This is a genomic window from Streptomyces sp. NBC_01450 (genome assembly GCF_036227505.1).
In the GTDB taxonomy this organism is placed as follows: Bacteria; Actinomycetota; Actinomycetes; order Streptomycetales; family Streptomycetaceae; genus Streptomyces.
The window spans coordinates 6263304-6280973 of sequence record NZ_CP109480.1 but is presented as its reverse complement, the minus strand read 5'-3'; the positions used below and the strand labels follow the sequence as shown (position 1 = coordinate 6280973).

Below are 17670 nucleotides of genomic sequence, written 5' to 3'. Positions count from 1 at the left end.
TGACCCGACCCACGGTTGTACATCCCTCTCAACCCCGCCGACGTGACGTTCGTCATTCCGGACGGAACCGCATCCTGTCCAAGTGCGGTACAGGATGCGGCATATGACGGTGGCCGCCTGCCGGATGCCGCGACGCACACCATTCCGTTGCGGCGTCCGCTACCGCTATGGTCCCCGTCGGTGGGTCGAGGACCTTCGCCCCACCACGCCCTCGGGGGGAGGGAAGGAACCCAGACGATGCCCGTACCCATACCGCGGCAGAGAGCGATCCCGGCCGTGGAGAGCGGTCAGGCTCAAGGCGCGTTCTCACCCGGCGGCCCATCCGGAGACGCGACCGGCGGCCCGGCCGGGGCAGTACCGGCGCCCCATGCCGCCACGACCCCGGTCGACAGCACCACCAACCTGACCCTGCTGGTCATCGAGGACGACCCGGCGGGTTCGCTCAGCGTGCCCGAGATGCTCGACGCGGCCGGAAAACCCATCCGCATCCGCACCGCCCGCAACCTCACCGAGGCCGAGCGGCTGCTCACCGACGACGTCCACTGCATCCTGCTCGACCTCGCGCTGCCCGCCCCCGGCCGGGCGGCCGCCGAGAGCGACGGCGAGCTCACCACGCTCAAGCACGTACTGCGACTCGCGCCCCGGCACGCCGTCCTCGCCCTCACCGCCTCCGGTGACGCCGAGCGCGGCGCGGAGGCGGTGCGCGTCGGCGCCCAGGACTACCTGTTCCGCGACGAGCTGGACGGTCGGCTGCTGAGCCGCGCGATCCGGTACGCGGTGGAGCGGAAACGTTCCGACAAGGCCGAGCGCCGACTCACCGAGTCCAGGCTGCGCGCCCAGGAGAACGCACGCCTGGAGCGCGGCCTGCTGCCGACCCCTCTCCTGGAGGGCTCCTCGCTCCGCTTCGCCGCGCGCTACCGCCCGGGGCGCTCCCGTGCCCTGCTCGGCGGCGACTTCTACGACACGGTCCGTACGCCCGACGGCACCGTGCACGCCATGATCGGCGACGTCTGCGGGCACGGCCCCGACGAGGCCGCGCTCGGTGTGGAGCTGCGCATCGCCTGGCGGGCGCTGACGTTCGCGGGCCTGTGCGGCGACGAACTCCTGTCCACCCTCCAGCTGGTCCTGGAGCACGAGCGCGAGAACGACGAGATCTTCGCGACGCTGTGCACGGTGGACATCGCACCGGACGGCCGCCGCGCCGGGCTCTGCCTGGCCGGCCACCCCTCCCCGCTGCTCTCCCGCCCCGGCCTCCCGCAGGGTCCCGGCTCCGCTCGGACAGGGGCGCCCCCCACCGTCGAACTGCTGCCGTATGAGAACGGCGGCCCGGCGCTCGGCCTGCTGCCCGGTGCCCGCTGGCCGCGCCAGCAGGTGGAGCTGGGCGGCGAGTGGAGTCTGATGCTCTACACCGACGGCCTGATCGAGGGTCACATCGGCGAGGGCAAGGAGCGGCTGGGCCAGGACGGCATGGTGGACCTGGTGCGCCGTCGGCTCGCGCAGGGCCTGGCGGGCGAGGAGCTGCTGCGGGCGACGGTGAACGAGGTCAGGGACCTCAACGGCGGAGAGCTGACGGACGACGTGGCGGTACTCCTGCTGGACCGGACGCCGTGACCGCCGTACGGCCGCGTAACCGCCGTACGACCGCGTGACGGTCGGGCACACGTGACGGCTGGACCCGCGTAATCGTCAGCCACGCGTGACGGCCAGGACGCGCGTGACAGTCAGGCCCGCGTCACCGTCTCGGGCCCGTAGGACCTGTCCGCTGGTCAGCGGCCGCCGTTGTAGGGGCCGTACGGGCCGTCGCTGCTGCTTCCGCCGCGGCGGCCCCGGCCACCGCCGGAGACCTGACGGAGTGCGGGGCGTACGTCCACGAAGAAGACGATCGTGGCGACCAGCCCCGCGATCTGCAGGAAGATGATCGGGACCAGCAGATTCACGGCCACCGTGATGCCCAGGATGATCAGCCAGAACATCTTGTTCTGCTTGTCGGCCGCGCGGTACGCGTCCTCGCGGGCCACCGCGGCCATCACCAGTGCCACCACGGCGAGCACCAGCATGGCAAGGAAGATCAGCGACATGAAGCCGCCGAATGCCGTCATCAGCACTATGCCCACCGCCCGAGTCGAATCATCTCTACGGCCACCGTACCCGCAGAACGGGCCGGGAACTCTGAGAGTGCCCGGCCCGTCGTCGTGAGAGAAGTCGTGCGAGAAAGCGTCTCGCTGTTCCCTACTTCGCGGGCGGCGTCGCCTTCTTGGCGGTGACCTTGCGGGCCGGCACCTTCTTGGCCACGGGCTTCTTGGCCGAAGCCGACTCGGCGGCGGCAGCAGCGGTCGGCTTCTCCTCGCTCCTGACCTCGACCGGCTCGGCCTTCGGCTCGACGGCGATGGCCAGTTCCTCGATCTCCTCGGCGGCCTCGCCGCGCCAGGTCTTCACGGTCTGCTCGCCGTGCTCGGCGACCTTCTCGTACGTCTCCTTGGCCTTCACGGCGTACTCGGCGGCCACGCCGACACCGCGCAGGGCGAGGTCCTGAGCGGACTCACCGAGCTTCTTCAGGTCGGTGTCGAGGATGCTGATGAACTCCGTCACCTTCGTCTGGATGGTCTCCTGCGCTTCCTTCGCGCGGATGGTGGCCTTCTCCTGGACGGCGTTCGGGTCGATGTTCTTCACGGTCTCGATCCGCGCCGGGGCCTCGGTGCGGATCTGCTCCACGAGGCCGGGGACCTTCTTGGCCTGCTGGACGGCCAGGTCGGCGGTGCCGGCCAGGAAGTACAGCGGGGTGGGGTCCGTGGCGGCCTTGCGGATGTCGTCGGTGATGGCCATGGTGATGGTCCTCCGGTCGCTTTCAGCTGAGGGTTTTGGTGTTCCGCGGCGAGACCGGCCGGCCCGCGTGGGGCCCGGCGGTGTTGCCCGTCGTTCTCGTCAACTGGCGCTCTGCTGCGGATCGGCATCGCTGCCGTCGGCCGTGCGGGGGCCCCGGACGGCGGTGTCCGGCGCTTGCTGGGTGCCCGATATGTTCTCTGCCACGCCCTGCGCCTCGTCCTGTGCCATGTCCTGGGCCATGCCCTGAGCCAGGTCCGGCGTGATCTCGAACCCGTTCTCCTTGCGGAAGGACTCGTAGATCTGGAGCAGCACCTGCTTCTGCCGCTCGTTCAGCGTGGGATCGGCGAGGATGACGGCACGTGTCTCCACCTCGTCCCGGTCCCGCTCGGCGTCGAGGATGCCGGCTCGCACGTACAGCGTCTCGGCGGAGATCCGCAGCGCCTTCGCGACCTGCTGCAACACCTCCGCGCTCGGCTTGCGCAGCCCGCGTTCGATCTGGCTCAGATACGGGTTGGACACCCCGGCGGCGTCGGCGAGCTGCCGCAGCGACAGCTGCGCGTTGCGCCGCTGCTCGCGCAGGTACTCACCGAGATTGCCGACGTTGAGCGATGCCATGCCTCCACCTTGCCCCACCTCCGCTAACAATTGCAAGCACCTGCTTGCAAAAGTGCGCTGCGCCACGCTCGCGGCCCACCCTTTCGGCGCCCTGTCTCGCCTGTCCGGCTCTCCGCGAACTTGAGCGCAAGGACCCGTTGGGCGTCAGCGCCTGCACGCAGCGCTGCGCGACAAGACAGCGTCCGCAGGCGGTTGAGCGCTTGCCGGGTGACGACCCGGACGAGGTACGCCCGCGGGTCACGCGCCTGCGGGCGGTCGACGTCGGCCCACCGCGGCCAGGACTCCTGCGGCACGTCCTCCGCGCCGGCCGCCGACCCGAGCATCTCGTGGGCGACCGTGAACAGCACCGGCTGCAGCCGACCTGTGCCACGACGGGGTCCGTTCCTGCCCGACCACCAACAAGGACGACCGACAAGGCCGACCAACAAGGGCGACCAGCAAGGCCGTTACCCCCATGACCCCGATCCGCCCACCCGCTCCGCGAGGAACTGCTCCCATGTGCGCTTGCCGGTGTCGGCGCTGTCGAGGGAGAGGTTGTCGCCGGCCCGGTAGGCGCGGCCGGTCTTTCCGGGCATCGGCAGCGGGAGCTGCGGGCGGCGCTTGCCGACGGCCTTCAGGTAGCCGCGAACAAGGTCGCCGAGGCCGTACACCGTCGGACCGGCCAGGTCGGGCACGAGACCGGCCGGGTCGCCGAGCGCCAGCTCGACCAGCCGGGCCGCCACCTCGCGCGAGTCCACCGGCTGGAACCGCAGACCGCCCGGGACCGGGACGACCGGCAGCTTCGCCATCTTCTCCACCATTGTCAGGACGAGGTCGTGGAACTGGGCCGCGCGCAGCATCGTCCACGCGATGCCGGACTCCGTGACCTCCCGCTCGGCCGCCAGCTGGGTCCTGAACCAACCGAGCGGCATCGTGTCCGCGCCGATGACCGAGATGTGCACGAGGTGCCGTACACCGGCCCGCTTCGCGGCCCGCACCAGATTCCGCGTCGCCCTGTCGTCGCCCTTGTTGGCGCCCGCGAGATGCAGGACCGTGTCCACGCCTGCCAGCGCGGGCTCGATCCCCGCGCCCGTGAGCAGGTCGACGGCGACGTACTCGATGCCGGGGTCCGACACGGACGCACGGCTGTGGCGGCTGAGGATCCGCACCTCGTGACCGGCCGCCCGCAACAGCGGGACGACATGACCCCCGAGGGTGCCCGTGCCGCCGGTGACCAGGATGGGTGTCGTAGAAGTCGTCATGGCCTCTCCAATCTCGATGGTCTACTGCTCTGACACCCGGCGAGAAAGGAACGTGACACGGTGGGGGAAAGCGTGTTGGCGGCGGAACGTTTTGAGGAACACCGGTCCCATCTGCGCGCGGTGGCCTACCGCATGCTCGGCTCGCTGAGCGAGGCCGACGACGCCCTCCAGGAAGCGTGGCTGCGCGTCAGCCGCGCCGACACGAGCGGGGTCGAGAACCTCGCCGGATGGCTGACCACGGTCGTGGCCCGGGTCTGTCTGAATCTGCTCCGCACCCGCGTGCGACAGCGCGAGGAGTCCCTCGACGTCCACGTGGACGCACGGGTCGCCGACGCCGTCGTCGGCCCTGCGGACGGCCGGGACCCCGAGGAGGAGGCGGTGCTCGCCGACTCCGTGGGCGTGGCCCTGCTCGTCGTACTCGACACGCTGGCGCCCGCCGAGCGGCTCTCCTTCGTGCTGCACGACATGTTCGCCGTGCCGTTCGACGAGATCGGCCCGATGCTCGAACGGTCCCCGGCCGCCGTGCGCCAGCTCGCCAGCCGGGCCCGCCGCCGGGTCAAGGGCGCCTCACCGCTGCCCGAAGCCGATCTGGCCCGGCGCCACCGGGTCGTCGACGCGTTCCTCGCCGCCGCCCGGGGCGGGAACTTCGACGCGCTCGTCGCCCTCCTCCACCCCGACGTGGTCCTGCGCGCCGACAAGGCCGTCATCCCCACCCCCGAACCGGTCGTGGTCCGCGGGGCCCACACCGTGGCCAAGGGCGCGATGGCCGCGACCGGACGCGCCGCGTTCACCGGGGTCGCGCTCATCGACGGGACGGTCGGGCTGGCGATGGCCCCGCGCGGCCGCCTCTCCGTGGTGCTCGCTTTCACGATCGCGGACGGTCTGGTCACCGAAATCGATGTGATCGCGGAGCCGGAACGACTGGGCGGACTCGAAATCGCCGTTCTCGACAACTGAGGGCCAGGAAATCCGTCGAGGCAATCCCGTATTTCCCTTCATACGGGATTGCCTCGACACACGTACGGCATTACCGTTGCGCCCATGACTGCCGGGTCGGCCTTGCGCCGTGAGCGAGTTGGTTGCCCGGCCTCCGAGTGAGGCCGAGGCGGGGTAGAGCCCCGCCCACCCCGACCACCCCCTTCTTCACCCCACCACGCGCCTTCACCCCACCGCGCGTCTTCACGTCACCGCGCGTCCGCTTCTTCCGGAATTCCGCGCGCTCTCCAGCATCCCCTCACCGCGCCGCGCCCCAAAACGCGCCGCGGCAATTCACCCTGCCCGAAAACAAAAGAAAGCAACGCATGCCCAACCCCTTCAACCAGCAAGTCATCGACGAGTTCCGTGCCCACCACGGGAAAGTCGGCGGATATTTCGAGGGAGCCCGGCTCCTTCTCCTCACCACCACCGGCGCCCGTACCAAAACCCCGCACACCACCCCCGTCGGCTACTACCCCGACGGCGGCGACCGGGTCATCGTGATCGCCTCGGCCGGGGGCGCGCCCGAGCACCCGGACTGGTACCGCAACCTCGTCGCCCACCCGCGCGTGCGGGTGGAGAGCGGCGTCTTCACGTACGACGCGCAGGCCGTCGTCCTCGAGGGCGTCGAGCGCGACCGGCTCTTCGCGCGGGCGGTGGAAGCCGATCAGGGATGGGCGGAGTACCAGGCGAAGACGGACCGTGTGATCCCTGTCGTCGCGCTCCACGAGATCCCGCAGGACGGTCCGCCGCACATCGAGGCGGGCTCGATGGGCGAGGCGCTGAGGCTCGTCCACGACGGCTTCCGGCGCGAACTCGCGATCATCCGCGAGGAGTTCGCCTCCTCGGGCAGTTCCCTCGGCGCCCAGCTCCGGGTCAACTGCCTCACCCTCTGCCAGGGCTTGCACCGGCATCACGCCGGCGAGGACCTCGGCCTCTTCCGCGCGCTCGCCGACCGCCGCCCCGACCTCACCCCGGTCCTGGACCGGCTGCGTGTCGAGCACGAGCGGATCGCCGTGCTGGTCGAGGAGTTGCGCCGGGTCGTCGGCGAGCAGCACGCGGACCCGACCCGCGTACTCCCCGAGGTGGTGCGCCTCACGGAGGAGCTGGAGGCCCATCTCGCCTACGAGGAGGAGCGGTTGATCCCGGTCCTGGAGGCGGCGGCCGCCCCCTGACCCTCGCCCGAGCGGCGTGGCCGGTGACCGGATCCCCGTACCCCCTGCCCTGGTAGCCGCCGGGTCACCAGGGCAGGGGACGCGCGTGCACGACGTCCAGCCGCGACACGGCCCGGGTCAGCACCACGTACAGCCGGTGCAGGCCCCGCTCCTCCGCCTCGGCGACGGCCGCCGGTTCGACGGCCACCACATGGTCGTACTCGAGCCCCTTGGCGAGGGTGGCGGGCACCACCGCGACACGTGCGCCCAGTTCCTCGGGCCCGGCGGCCTCGATCCCGGCGGCGCCGAGCGCCTCCCGTACCCCTTCGACGTCCGGGTCGGCCGCGATGACGCCGATGGACCCCTCGTGCGCGAGCGCGCCGCGCACCGCGTCGACGGTGGCGGGCAGTACGTCCCGTACGCCGGGAACCGCACGGACCGTCAGCTCCCCGTCGCGGCGCAGCGACCGGACCGAGGATACCGAATGACGTTACCGAGTAACATTATTTACTCGGTCACTCACCTTGATGAGGTTACGCATATCGCGGGAGACCCGCCCCCAGCTGCGTGAACGCCTCCTCGGCCGCGGCGACCGCATCGGGGCGCACCTGCTCGACGGCCTCACCAGCGGCGATCCGCCGCCAGTTCTCCAGAGCGAGGATGCGCTGTACGGCGATGATCTGACCGGCGGCGAGCCGGGCCCCGAGGTCGTCGCCGAGCGCCTCGGCGAGGGCGGCCTCGGACCGCTCCAGGTATCCGGACAGCCGGGCGGCCAGAGAGGGCGTCCCGTAGAGCAGGCGGTGGTAGGCCAGGACCTGCGGGGCGTCGTTGAGGCCGGTGATGGGATCGGAGCGCTCCAGCCCGTCGAGGAAGTGGCGTCGCAGCGCCGCCACTGGGGACGGGCCCTGTACGGCCACGCGCGCGGCTTCGTCCTCGTGATCGGCGAACCGGTGCAGGACCAGGTCCTCCTTGGTCGGGAAGTACCGGAAGAGGGTCGGCTTGGAGATCTCGGCGGCGGCGGCCACCTCCGCGACCGACACGGCGTCGAACCCCTTCTCGAGGAACAGTCCGATCGCGATGTCGGAGACAGCCCCGTACATCCGCTGCTTCTTGCGCTCGCGCAGTCCGATCTCACCCATGCCCCGAGCCTACGCACGCCCCGGCGCCACCTTGACCTCAACCGAGGTTCAGGTCGAAGACTGTCCGGCGTTCGGTGACACCTCTCTCCGGCTTTGAGGAGCATGCGATGCGAGCAGTGCAGGCGAAGGAGTTCGGCGGCCCCGAGGTCCTCGTCTCCGTGGAGCTTCCCGATCCGGTTCCGGGGCCGGGCGAGGTCGTGATCGACGTGGCGTACGTGGACACGATCTTCGTGGAGACGCAGGTGCGGGCGGGGTGGGGGCGTGACTGGTTCCAGGTGACCCCGCCGTACGTCCCCGGAGGTGGCGTGTCCGGTGTCGTCCGCGCCCTGGGTGCGGGCGTTCCCGCCGAGTGGCTGGGCCGCCGGGTCACGTCCCTCGTGTCGGACGGTTACGCGGAGCGCGCGGTGGCACCGGTGTCCGCCCTGACCGTCGTACCCGACTCCGTGGACCTCCTCACCGCGGCGGCCCTGGTCCACGACGGCCTCACCGCCGTCGGCCTGCTGGAAGTGACCTCCGTGGGCCCCACCGACCGGGTCCTGATCCTGGGCGCCTCCGGTGGCATGGGCACGCTGCTCGTCCAGCTGGCCCACGAGCGCGGGGCACGGGTGGTCGCGGTGGCGCGCGGAGACGCCAAGCTCTCCCTGGTGCGGGACCTGGGGGCGGACGCCGTGGTCGACGCCACCCGGGGCGACTGGGTGGCCGCCGCCCGCCGGGCGCTCGGCGGGACCATCGAGGGGGCGGACGTCGTGCTGGACGGTGTGGGCGGCGACCTGGGCGCCGCCGCCCTGCCGTTGACGGCCGACGGCGGCCGGTTCTCCGCCCACGGGGCGGCGTCGGGCGGCTTCTCGCCCCTCGACACGGAGGAGGCCGCCCGCCGGGGGATCGCGGTCTTCGGCATCGGCGACATCCAGTTCGCCCCCGCCGACCTGCGCCGCTTCACGTCCACCGCCCACAGTGAGGCCGCGGCGGGGCGGCTGCGGCCGGTGATCGGGGAGGTGTTCGCGCTGGAGCGGGCGGGGGATGCGCATACGGCGGTCGAGGGGCGGGGGCTGGTGGGGAAGGTGGTGCTGAAGGTGTGACGGGGGCGGCCCGCCGGGGGCGGACGCTCAGGCCGTCGGCCCCCGTCGCCGGCTCGGCGGCGCGGACAGACTCCACAGGTCACGCGTCCGCGGAGCCTCCGGCTGTCCGTTGACCGCCATGGTCTCCCTGCGGCAGCGCACGGGCGAGATAGGGGTTGGCCGTCAGTTTGCCCGGGAGCCCCAGCGCCGCTGTCGCTTCCGCCAGAGTCATCGCGTAGGCATCCACCGCACGGCGGACGTTGGGGGCATCGAGGCTGTCACCGGTCACCAGGCGGTCGAGGTCCACGAAGGCCGAACGGATGACCTCCATGGAGCGGTAGACGCGCCAGTCCTCCAGCCAGCCCTTGGTGCAGTCCTCCGGCAGCAGACGGGACCAGCGGGAGAACAGCCGCGCACGGATCTCGGGCCGCGTCGGGGTGAGATGCATATGGCGGACCAGGTCGTGCAGCGGATCACCGACCGTCGCCATCTCCCAGTCGATCAGCGTCAGACCGCCGTCCTCCCGGCGCACGAGATTCCACGGATTGAGGTCGCCGTGCAGGAGTACGGACCTACGGGGGACCAGGGTGTGGCGGTCGAGGAGCTCACCCAGCCGGTAGCCGCTGGGCAGCCCGAGCTCCCGCGCCAGGTCCCGGGTGGCCTTGGGGAGTTCGGTCACCATGTGGACCAGCTCGTCCCGTAGCCCCAGGTAGTAGTCGTGCCCTCGCATCTCGGGGGCCAGCTCGTCGCAGTCGACGTGGGTCAGCGCCCCGAGCTGGTTCACGAGATCGTCCGCCTCGTGCGGCAGAAGTCCTTCCTCCGGGTGCTCCGGGGGACGGAATCCGGCGCCCGGGCCCTCGTAGGAGTGGATCGTGAACTGCTCCTTGAGGCCGCTGCTGCCCAGGGCCAGCACTTTCGGCGCCCGTACCGCGACCCCCGACCGCTCGATCGCTCCCAGCACCGAGTGTTCGTTCAGGAACCGGCGTTCCCTGGGGTTCACCGACCCCACCTTCCGGCGCACCATCACCGGGAACGGGACCCCCGACACCCGAACCGCCGTACTGAGATGAGCCGTTCCCTTGAACACCCGGTCCGCGGCGGCGGCACCCTCCTCGAACAGCGCTTCTCGCACCGCCCGTTCGGGGAACCTGGGGTGCTCGGCCACCCGTGTGTCGCGCTGCCAGACGATCTGCGAGACGGACCTGTCGCGGCTGTGCCGGCCCCCGTGGGACTCGTTCCATCGAAAGAGAATGCGTTCGATGGCGTGCTCCCCCGGCACGCTCTTGAGCCGCAGCGGCTCCTCGGCCGCCACCAGCGCCCGGTGCACCGACCGCGTCGCGGCGTCCAGGTCCCGCTGGTCGAAGGAGTCGCCCAACGAATTCGCGGCGCGCATGACATCGGGATAGACCGACTGGGCCCTCTCGAAGGCGACGTAGTGCTTCAGGTCCCGGTCCATGCCGTAGACGGCCTTGCTGCGCCGGGCGCTCATGGCCTCACGCCAGGCCTCGACCACCTCGTGCCACTGGTGGTCGGGGTACTGCATCCGCACCAGATGGGTGGCGAGGTCGTGCAGCGGGTCCCCGTAGCTCGCGAGCTCCCAGTCGACGCAGATCAGGGGCGGGGCACCGTGGTAGGAGACGATCACGTTGTCCCGGTGCAGGTCCGTGTGGAGCAGGCCGAAGGGACGGCTGATGAGGTTCGGCACCCGCTCCGCGAACCGCACCATCGCGTCCTCGGGAATGCCCAGCATCGCGAACAACCCGCCGAACAGCCCCCAGTTGGGCTGTCTGATCTGTTCCTCGGCGGCGAACGCCAAGGCCCGCAGAAAGGCCCGGCTGTCCCGGCTCGACCGGGGCCAGGACATCGGCAGGGGCGGCAGTTGCTGCCTGCGCACCTGCGTCATGTCCGCGAGGAGACCCGCGAGAGCGGTGATCAGGTCGGAGTCCACCGGCTTGCCGTTCGGGCAGATGCTGGAGAGGGGCACACCGTCCACATAGCTCAGGACGGCCGTCCCCCGGCGCTTGACCAGACAACGCGGGACGTGCGGAAGAACACCACAGATCGCGTTGAGGATCTCCGACTCGTCCTGCCAGGTCCTGATGACCACGGGCAACACCGATCGAATCCGCTCCCGCACCGTGACCGGCTGCCCGTCGTCGCAGGCCACGAGACGGGCATCGCCCTCGGTGAGCGGCCGCACCATGTAGTTGAGATTGTGGTGCCCACGACTGAACGACCCCAGCATCCGGGCATAGCGCACGAATCTGTCGTACGCCTCGTCGTCCGCCCTTGGCAGAGCGGGCTTACCGAGATTTAGCGGACCACCCACGGGTCACTCCTGAATAACTGTGCGTCGCAGCTGATGCTCATGCGCCGCTAGAGAGGTGAGCACACCTTAGTGCCCGCACACGAAGGCCGCCGTGCGGACCGGGGCAATCGGTGGTCACCTGAGAGAGATACCACTCGTGGGCGTCAGGACTTCTCGGCGAGGAGGTTCCAGCACGAGTCGAACCAGGCCTGCATGCTCTCCATGAACACCGAGCCCGTGGAGTCCGGGTCGCCCTCGTCGTTGACGTGCCGCGTCAGCGTGGATCCGAGGCCGAGCACGTCAATGGCATCGACCTCCGTCTCGTCGTCCAGGAGGATGGTGCGCTCCAGGACCTCGTAGGGCCCGAACAGCGCCTCGACACCCGGCCGCAGATAGAGCTTGAACGGCGGGGCCAGCGGTACGTACCGGATGTCCACCAGCACCTCGGGCACCAGGCCCTCGGTCTTCAGGTCACGCAGAGCCGTGCGCAACGAAATCGTGTGCCGGCCGGTGATGGAGCGGAACCGCTCCCGGAGCTGCTCCTGCAACTGGTCCAATTGTCCTGGATGCTGCTCCGGGTCCGGCTTCCGCTCCTGCTCATGCCCCGGTTGCGGCTCCTGCCCCTGCTCCCGCTCGACGTCCTCGTCCGGCTGCTTCGCACGGGGATACGGAAGCTCGAGCGACCTCGAGGGCAGCAGCATGCGCAGCTCGATGCGCTCGGGCTGCACCTCGCCGAGGCGGATGCGCTCGGCCTGCAACCGGATGTGGGCGTTCAGGGACTCGGAGGTCAGGGTGAACACGTCCAGCCTCACGACCTTTTGAGCGAAGGCCCGGGCGATGAAGGTGCCCAGCGCCGCGCGCACCCGGGGCTCCTCCTTCTTCGGCGCCCTCAGATGGATCGGGGTGACGACCCGTGTTCCGCTGCCCTGACGGGACTTGACCCAACCCTCGCTGTTCAGCTCCCGTATCACGCGCTGCACGGTGTCGCGGGAGACCTCGAACTCCTCCGCCAGTTCACGCTGCGGCGGCAGATGGGAGTCCGGTGCGTAGGTGCCGTCGGCGATACGGGAGCGCAACTGCTCCAGGACACGCGCGAACTCGGTACCACCTCCGTCACCGCGTTCCTCGCTCACATCGCGACCGTACCTCGCCCGGTCCACCGGCAAACCGTTTCCCGTCGGATTGGCGGCGGATTCCGAAATTGACAGGACTGGAAGTTGACTGGCCGTTAAGGGATCAACCAGGCAGGGGATACCCATCTCAAGTCAACCAGTCCAATTGGACAGCAAGTTGATCGATTCACGGAAGTGGACGGGTGAGAATCATGATCATCTATCAACGGGTCGAGGCGAGCGCCGAGTTACGGACAGCAAGGATCACAAGGGCGACCCGTACGACCAGGACGACCCGTACGACCAGGACGGCGCCACGAACCTCGGCGCTACCCCCGAAGCACCCGCAGAATCGGCTCGAGCGACCCCACCACGACCTCGGCTCCCGCCTCCCGCAGCAGCTTTTCCTTGTAGCCGTTACGCGCGTAACCGAGGAACGGAACGCCGGCCTGCCGGGCGGCTTCGTAGTCCGAAGGAGCGTCGCCGATCATCAGGGCGGTCGAGGGGGCGGCGCCCAGGGCGTTCAGGGCCCGGTTGAGGCAGTGCGGGTCCGGCTTGAGCTGGTGCAGGTTCTCGGTGCGGCCGTAGACGTTGGGGGCGAAGCAGCCGATGAGGTCGCGGCCGGCCAGGTAACCGGCGGCGGTGCGAGCGGAGTTGTTGGTCGCGATCGCCAGTCGCGCGCCCACGGCGCTCCAGGTCCGGATCAGCGGATCCGCGTACGCGGTGGGCCAGGCGGACGGCACCGCCTTGAGCTCCTGCTGGGTGAGCCGTTCCTCCAGCTCGGTCACCAGGTCGCTGTGCGGATGGCGCCGGTGGACGGCGTACAGGACGACCATCGGGTCCGGATGGACCTGCTCCTCCTCGGTCAGCAGCCCTCGCAGCCCCTGCCGCTCCAGCCACTCCACCAGGTCCTTCGCCACGTCCTCCGCGGAATGTCCCGCGAACAGCCGACAGATCGGCCCGTCGAAGTCGAAGAGCACGAAGCGAGCGCGTTCGATCACTTCCCGCAAGTTCTCGGTCTCTGCTGCCACCAGTTCAGTCTGCGCCGTATCAGAAGTCACTAGGAGAGTGTCAGGTCCGTGGTGATGGTTTCCCAGAGGGCGTCGAACCACTTCTGGGATTGATCCACGAACGCGGCGTCCCGCTGACCGGTCCGTCTGTCGAAGGAGAAGAGGAGGGACTCGGATCCGAGAGCGTCGTACATGTCCAACGTGCCGTTGGCCACCTCCTCCTCACGCCGCTGAACCATGTAGTAGGCGATCAAGGCCTCGACACCGTTGAGCAGGTACAGCTTCACGGGCGGAGTGAAGGGCAGGGCCCGGAAGGCCACCCGTACGTCGATGCCGTGCGAGGAACGCAGGGCGCGCAGGTTGTGCTGGAGGACGTGGACCTGGGCGTTGCGCTGGGCGAGCCAGCGCTCGTGGACCGGGTCGTCGTCACCGCGGCCGTCGACGGGGACCGGGAAGGCGAGGTTGATGTCCCGGGACGGGAGCAGGATGCGGACGTCGATCGACTCCGGGCGGATGCGGCCCTCGTGGATCTGGCGGACGGGTTCACCGAGCGCGAGCATCAGGGTCTCGGCGGTCAGGCAGGCCGCGTCGACCCGGACGTGCGGCGCGGCGAACGCGTCCGCGAGCCGGGGGGCCAGTCCGACCATCGTCGTCTGCGGCTCGTCCCGGGTCGGGGCCGGCTCCGCGATCCGTGGTGGGCTGCCCTTGCTGACGTTGCTGAGCAGTCCGTCGTCCTGGAGCGCGCGCAGGGCCTGGCGGACGGTTCCTCGCTCGACACCGAACTCCTCTGCCAACTCCGCCTGAGTCGGCAGGCGGTCGCCCGCCTTGAGGTCTCCGGCGCGGATCCGGTCCCGCAGGGCGTCGGCGATCTCCTGGGGCGAGAGCCTTCTGCTGCCGTTCACTGCAACGTTCTCCTGGGTCACGACCAAACGCTACAACTCGCATCCATCTACGGGGAGTTGTTTGAAAGTTGTTTATGACTACCAGCCAAGTGGGGACAACTTAATCAGAGTTGGCGACCAACTTGGCCAAGTTGGCGGAAGTTTTGCCTCCCCCACCCGAGTCCCGTCGCCGACTTACCCGGGCTCGCCCTCGCACACCCCAGAGGAACCACCACGCCACAGTAGAAGCAGGAGAACCGCCCATGCCCGCCATCGCCCTTCTCTCCGCCCTCTTCGTCGTCGGCTTCGACCAGTTCGTGCAGTGGCAGTACGGCACGACAGGCGTCGTCGGCCTGCTGCTCCTCACCATCGGCATCAAGGCGAAGAGCCCCACCTGCAGTTCCATCGGCGCGGTCGTCCTCGCCCTGATGGTCGCGGGTCCCGCCCTGTGACGTGCAGGGGAGAGTCGGTCAGCTCGAGAGCAGCAGCTTGGAGCTGATGGTCTCCCACAGCGCGTCGAACCAGAGGTGGGACTGCTCCACGAACGTGGTGTCCCGCAGCCCGGCCCCCTGCGCGAAGGGGAACAGCATGGACTGGGTGCCCTGGACGTCGTACATCTCCAGGTACTCGTGGTCCACTTCCTCCTCGCGCTTGGTCAGCGTGTAGTACGCGAAGAGCGCCTCGACCCCGTTGAGCAGGTACAACTTCACCGGCGGGGTGAAGGGGAGCGCACGGAAGGTGACGTTGACGTCGATGCCGTGCGTGGCACGCAGGGCGAGCAGGTTGTGGCGCAGCACCTGGCCCTGGGCGTTGCGGTTGGTCAGCCAGTTGCGCTGGAGCCGGCCCGCCGCCGACGCGTCCACGGGCGCGGGGAAGGCGAGGTCGATGTCACTGCTGGGAAGCAGCACACGGACGTCCACCCTGGCCGGTTTTATTCGGCCTGCGTGAATTTGCCGGAGGGGTTCGCCCATGGCAAGCGTGAGCGATATCGATGTCAGGCACAACGCGTCGATCTGCACGTGCGGGGCCTCGAAGGCGGCCGTGATCCGGCCGCCGAGCGCCACCGTGGTGGGCTGCGGCGGGGCTTCCGGGCCGGTCAGGCCCCGTTCCAGGGTGTCGGCGACGGTCGCCGGGCTTCCTTTGGACACATTGACGAGCAGACGTTCCGACTGCAGGATGCGCAGCGCCTGCCGGACCGCCCCGCGTTCGACGCCGAACTCGTCGGCCAGCTTGGCCTGTGTGGGCATGCGCTCGCCCGGCCGCAGCCGGCCGGACCTGATCCGGCTGCGCAGCTCGTCGGCCACCTCGCGGTGTGACCTCTGTGGCCGTGGTGACCTGTTCCGCCCATTGACGGAGGCGTGTTCCGGTTCCACGACCAAACACTACAACTTCGCGCCATCTTTGGGCAGTTGCCGGATAGGTGGTTATGAGTCGTCCCAACGCGGAGATAACTACCAGTGAGTTGGTTGCCAACTTACACAACATGGTCACACTTCCGGAGGGTTGGCCGCCAGAGTCGTCCTCCCCGGGACCCCAAGGAGGGAACGTCATGCCGCTCATCGCCCTCGCCGTCGCCGCCCTCGCCCTCGGATTCGAGCAACTCATCCAGTGGAAGTACGGGCCGCTGGGCATCATCGCGTTCGTCGCGCTGTCCGTCGGCCTCAAGGCCAAGAACACCACCATCAGCGGCATCGGAGCCGTCCTGCTCGTGATGCTGCTCGCCCAGTCCGGCTGATCGGACGCCACCGTCCGGCAGTCCGGCTGACCGGGCTCCCCTCCGGAGGGGAGCCGGGAGCTCGGTCAGTCCGTGTCACCGCACCACCGCACGGCTACGGATGCAGTGCACCACCACTGTCCGACGCGACCGGAAGGAGCGCCCGCAGTACACCGAGCACCACCACACCACCCGTACAGACCACACCATCCAGAATCAGAATCGGAATCGATCGGAATCAGAAGAGGTCCGGGCACCACGGTCGCCTGGACGTGCGGAGCAGGGCGTCGGCGACGACGGCGGCGCCCTCTCGTTCTTCCCGCACCCGCCCGAGCGCGGCCAGCCGCACCGCCGACTCGTCGCCCAGCCACAGGGCCGCCAACTCACCCACGTCCAGGGTGAGATCGGCGGTCGTCGTGGTCGGTGCGCAGGTCGCCCCGTCGGGTCCGGCCTCCAGGCGGTAGCGCCCGGCGGACAGTCCGTCCCCGTCGGTGACGTCCAGGACCAGGGTCCCGGACCCCGCGTACGTCCGCGCCTCCAGAGCCCGTACGACGTCCAGGATCCGTACCCACAGCCAGTCCGCCTGGGTGGTGATACGGGCGGCGCGCGGATCGGGGAGGAAGCCCGGCAGCAGGTCGTCCGGGGCGCGCCAGCCGGTCTTGACGTGGGCGATCCAGTCGATCGAGCAGAGGTACTGCCACAGGGCGCGTTCGGCCGTCGGGGTCACCGTGATCAGCCAGTTCACTTCCGCCGTGTTCAGCGGTTGCTTGGCGTCGCCCCAGTTGTCGTCCGACTCGTAGGAGACCAGGCCCTCGACCTGGCCGTTCGCCGCGCGGTACACGGCGTAGAAGGGCTCCTTCCAGGAGTCGCCGCTCAGGCTCAGTACGCCGGTGTTGATCTGCCACCAGCGCTCGTCGCGGCTGACCGCGCCCGGCTGGGTGCGCCTGAGGCGCTCGTGCAGCTCCGGGCCGAGCCTGCGTACGTCGTCGCCGTCCACCAGGTCGATACGGGCGCCGTCGGGCGGGCCCGACCAGCGGGGGTCCAGGCCCGACCTGGAGACGTCGATGGTCCACTCGGTGGCGGTGGTGGCCTGGCCGAAGCCGTACCGCCCGTAGATCGCGTACTCCGCAGCGATGAGGGTGGCGACCACGTCGCCGCGGTCCTTCGCGGCCGTGAGGTCGGTGGCCATCATGCGGGTGAGGATGCCTCGGCGGCGGTGGGTGGCGGTGACGCTGACGTTGGTGATGGCATCGGCGGGGACGGGGGTGCCGCCGACGGTGGTGAGCCACTGCGGGAACGATCGGAAGGTGGCGACGATGGGGGTCCCCCCGCTCGAGCGAAGTCGGGAGTGGGGGAGGCCGGTGTCGAATGCGCCGAGGGTTCGGTGCGGGAGGATGTTCGCACCGCGGTTGGTGATCTCCTGTTCCGACACGGCCGGAGAGCGGAGGAACCCCGTGTTCAGCGCGCGGATCCAGTCCGGGATCTCGGTCTCCGTGATCGTTCGTATGTCGATTTCCTCGCGACGGCTCATGGGCTCACGCTAGGTCGACGACCACGCCCCTGTCGCACCTTTTTCGCCCCCGCCGCCCCTACCCGTCCCCTCCCCTGGGGCTCCGCCCCCGGACCCCCGGGGTGCGTTC

The 17670-nt window shown here is 69.8% G+C and carries 17 protein-coding genes and 2 pseudogenes; 6 read left to right on the top strand and 13 right to left on the bottom strand.

All coding sequences use genetic code 11. The features are described from left to right. The first annotated feature begins 237 nt into the window (after nt 1–237). Entirely contained in the window at nt 238–1611 is a 1374-nt protein-coding gene (locus OG568_RS28085; protein WP_266433204.1) for a PP2C family protein-serine/threonine phosphatase, read from the top strand. Nucleotides 1612–1766: 155 nt separating this feature from the next. Here the strand turns inward: OG568_RS28085 and OG568_RS28080 are convergent, their stop codons facing one another. From OG568_RS28080 to OG568_RS28060, 5 genes and pseudogenes are all read right to left on the bottom strand, one after another. Then, on the bottom strand, nt 1767–2099 hold the full coding sequence (locus OG568_RS28080; RefSeq protein WP_434481799.1) for a DUF2516 family protein: 333 nt from the start codon (nt 2097–2099) through the stop codon (nt 1767–1769). A gap of 130 nt (nt 2100–2229) precedes the next feature. Beyond that, a complete protein-coding gene (locus tag OG568_RS28075; RefSeq protein WP_329533548.1) occupies nt 2230–2823 on the bottom strand; it encodes a hypothetical protein in 594 nt (197 codons plus the stop codon). Nucleotides 2824–2922: 99 nt separating this feature from the next. Beyond that, nucleotides 2923–3438, bottom strand: a complete 516-nt coding sequence (locus OG568_RS28070; protein ID WP_329533547.1) for a helix-turn-helix domain-containing protein — start codon at nt 3436–3438, stop codon at nt 2923–2925. 173 nt (nt 3439–3611) lie between these two features. Further along, nucleotides 3612–3794, bottom strand: a pseudogene (locus tag OG568_RS28065) (sigma factor); the annotation flags it as partial. Nucleotides 3795–3884: 90 nt separating this feature from the next. Continuing rightward, nucleotides 3885–4679 (bottom strand): SDR family oxidoreductase, encoded by a 795-nt coding sequence (locus OG568_RS28060; RefSeq protein WP_329533546.1) that lies wholly within the window; start codon nt 4677–4679, stop codon nt 3885–3887. A 60-nt stretch (nt 4680–4739) separates the two neighbouring features. Between OG568_RS28060 and OG568_RS28055 the strand changes: the two genes are divergently transcribed. Both OG568_RS28055 and OG568_RS28050 read left to right on the top strand, forming a co-directional pair. Then, nucleotides 4740–5636 (top strand): sigma-70 family RNA polymerase sigma factor, encoded by an 897-nt coding sequence (locus OG568_RS28055; RefSeq protein WP_329533545.1) that lies wholly within the window; start codon nt 4740–4742, stop codon nt 5634–5636. Nucleotides 5637–5980: 344 nt separating this feature from the next. Then, the gene (locus tag OG568_RS28050) at nt 5981–6829 is read left to right on the top strand and encodes a nitroreductase/quinone reductase family protein (RefSeq protein ID WP_329533544.1); all 849 of its coding nucleotides are present in this window, start codon (nt 5981–5983) and stop codon (nt 6827–6829) included. Between the two features lie 64 nt (nt 6830–6893). Here OG568_RS28050 and OG568_RS28045 read toward each other — a convergent pair. Both OG568_RS28045 and OG568_RS28040 read right to left on the bottom strand, forming a co-directional pair. Next, nucleotides 6894–7289 (bottom strand): annotated as a pseudogene (locus OG568_RS28045) (ATP-binding domain-containing protein); the annotation flags it as partial. A 52-nt stretch (nt 7290–7341) separates the two neighbouring features. Continuing rightward, nucleotides 7342–7947: a TetR family transcriptional regulator gene (locus OG568_RS28040; RefSeq protein WP_329533543.1), complete on the bottom strand. Its 606-nt coding sequence runs from the start codon at nt 7945–7947 to the stop codon at nt 7342–7344. 107 nt (nt 7948–8054) lie between these two features. Here OG568_RS28040 and OG568_RS28035 point away from each other — a divergent pair, with 107 nt between their 5' ends. Beyond that, complete coding sequence (locus OG568_RS28035) at nt 8055–9026, top strand: zinc-binding dehydrogenase (RefSeq protein WP_329533542.1); 972 nt, start codon at nt 8055–8057, stop codon at nt 9024–9026. 79 nt (nt 9027–9105) lie between these two features. On the opposite strand, the gene OG568_RS28030 is transcribed toward OG568_RS28035, so the two are convergent. The 4 genes from OG568_RS28030 to OG568_RS28015 all read right to left on the bottom strand — a co-directional run bounded on the left by OG568_RS28030 (nt 9106) and on the right by OG568_RS28015 (nt 14364). Continuing rightward, nucleotides 9106–11250 carry a phosphotransferase gene (locus OG568_RS28030; RefSeq protein ID WP_266434084.1) on the bottom strand — a complete coding sequence of 715 codons (2145 nt, stop codon included), beginning with the start codon at nt 11248–11250 and terminating at the stop codon, nt 9106–9108. Nucleotides 11251–11477: 227 nt separating this feature from the next. Beyond that, entirely contained in the window at nt 11478–12446 is a 969-nt protein-coding gene (locus tag OG568_RS28025) for a GntR family transcriptional regulator (protein WP_329533541.1), read from the bottom strand. A 308-nt stretch (nt 12447–12754) separates the two neighbouring features. Beyond that, nucleotides 12755–13537, bottom strand: a complete 783-nt coding sequence (locus OG568_RS28020) for an HAD family hydrolase (RefSeq protein ID WP_329533540.1) — start codon at nt 13535–13537, stop codon at nt 12755–12757. Then, nucleotides 13486–14364: a GntR family transcriptional regulator gene (locus OG568_RS28015; protein ID WP_329533539.1), complete on the bottom strand. Its 879-nt coding sequence runs from the start codon at nt 14362–14364 to the stop codon at nt 13486–13488. Before OG568_RS28015 ends, OG568_RS28020 begins: the two co-directional genes overlap by 52 nt. 215 nt (nt 14365–14579) lie before the next feature. Between OG568_RS28015 and OG568_RS28010 the strand changes: the two genes are divergently transcribed. Next, nucleotides 14580–14768: a hypothetical protein gene (locus tag OG568_RS28010; protein ID WP_266433181.1), complete on the top strand. Its 189-nt coding sequence runs from the start codon at nt 14580–14582 to the stop codon at nt 14766–14768. Nucleotides 14769–14786: 18 nt separating this feature from the next. Here the strand turns inward: OG568_RS28010 and OG568_RS28005 are convergent, their stop codons facing one another. Continuing rightward, nucleotides 14787–15695: a FadR/GntR family transcriptional regulator gene (locus OG568_RS28005; protein ID WP_266433178.1), complete on the bottom strand. Its 909-nt coding sequence runs from the start codon at nt 15693–15695 to the stop codon at nt 14787–14789. Nucleotides 15696–15865: 170 nt separating this feature from the next. Between OG568_RS28005 and OG568_RS28000 the strand changes: the two genes are divergently transcribed. Beyond that, nucleotides 15866–16051 (top strand): hypothetical protein, encoded by a 186-nt coding sequence (locus OG568_RS28000; protein ID WP_266433176.1) that lies wholly within the window; start codon nt 15866–15868, stop codon nt 16049–16051. A 217-nt stretch (nt 16052–16268) separates the two neighbouring features. Here the strand turns inward: OG568_RS28000 and OG568_RS27995 are convergent, their stop codons facing one another. Next, nucleotides 16269–17561, bottom strand: coding sequence for a GNAT family N-acetyltransferase (locus OG568_RS27995; protein ID WP_329533538.1), 1293 nt, complete (start codon nt 17559–17561; stop codon nt 16269–16271). Between the last annotated feature and the right edge of the window lie 109 nt (nt 17562–17670).

Coding starts and splice junctions, on each gene's coding strand:
- OG568_RS28050 (WP_329533544.1), top strand. CDS start 5,981: ATGCCCAACCCCTTCAACCAGCAAGTCATCGACGAGTTCCGTGCCCAC.
- OG568_RS28035 (WP_329533542.1), top strand. CDS start 8,055: ATGCGAGCAGTGCAGGCGAAGGAGTTCGGCGGCCCCGAGGTCCTCGTC.
- OG568_RS28040 (WP_329533543.1), bottom strand. CDS start 7,947: ATGGGTGAGATCGGACTGCGCGAGCGCAAGAAGCAGCGGATGTACGGG.
- OG568_RS28070 (WP_329533547.1), bottom strand. CDS start 3,438: ATGGCATCGCTCAACGTCGGCAATCTCGGTGAGTACCTGCGCGAGCAG.
- OG568_RS28030 (WP_266434084.1), bottom strand. CDS start 11,250: ATGCTGGGGTCGTTCAGTCGTGGGCACCACAATCTCAACTACATGGTG.
- OG568_RS28010 (WP_266433181.1), top strand. CDS start 14,580: ATGCCCGCCATCGCCCTTCTCTCCGCCCTCTTCGTCGTCGGCTTCGAC.
- OG568_RS27995 (WP_329533538.1), bottom strand. CDS start 17,561: ATGAGCCGTCGCGAGGAAATCGACATACGAACGATCACGGAGACCGAG.
- OG568_RS28085 (WP_266433204.1), top strand. CDS start 238: ATGCCCGTACCCATACCGCGGCAGAGAGCGATCCCGGCCGTGGAGAGC.
- OG568_RS28060 (WP_329533546.1), bottom strand. CDS start 4,679: ATGACGACTTCTACGACACCCATCCTGGTCACCGGCGGCACGGGCACC.
- OG568_RS28075 (WP_329533548.1), bottom strand. CDS start 2,823: ATGGCCATCACCGACGACATCCGCAAGGCCGCCACGGACCCCACCCCG.
- OG568_RS28000 (WP_266433176.1), top strand. CDS start 15,866: ATGCCGCTCATCGCCCTCGCCGTCGCCGCCCTCGCCCTCGGATTCGAG.
- OG568_RS28080 (WP_434481799.1), bottom strand. CDS start 2,099: ATGACGGCATTCGGCGGCTTCATGTCGCTGATCTTCCTTGCCATGCTG.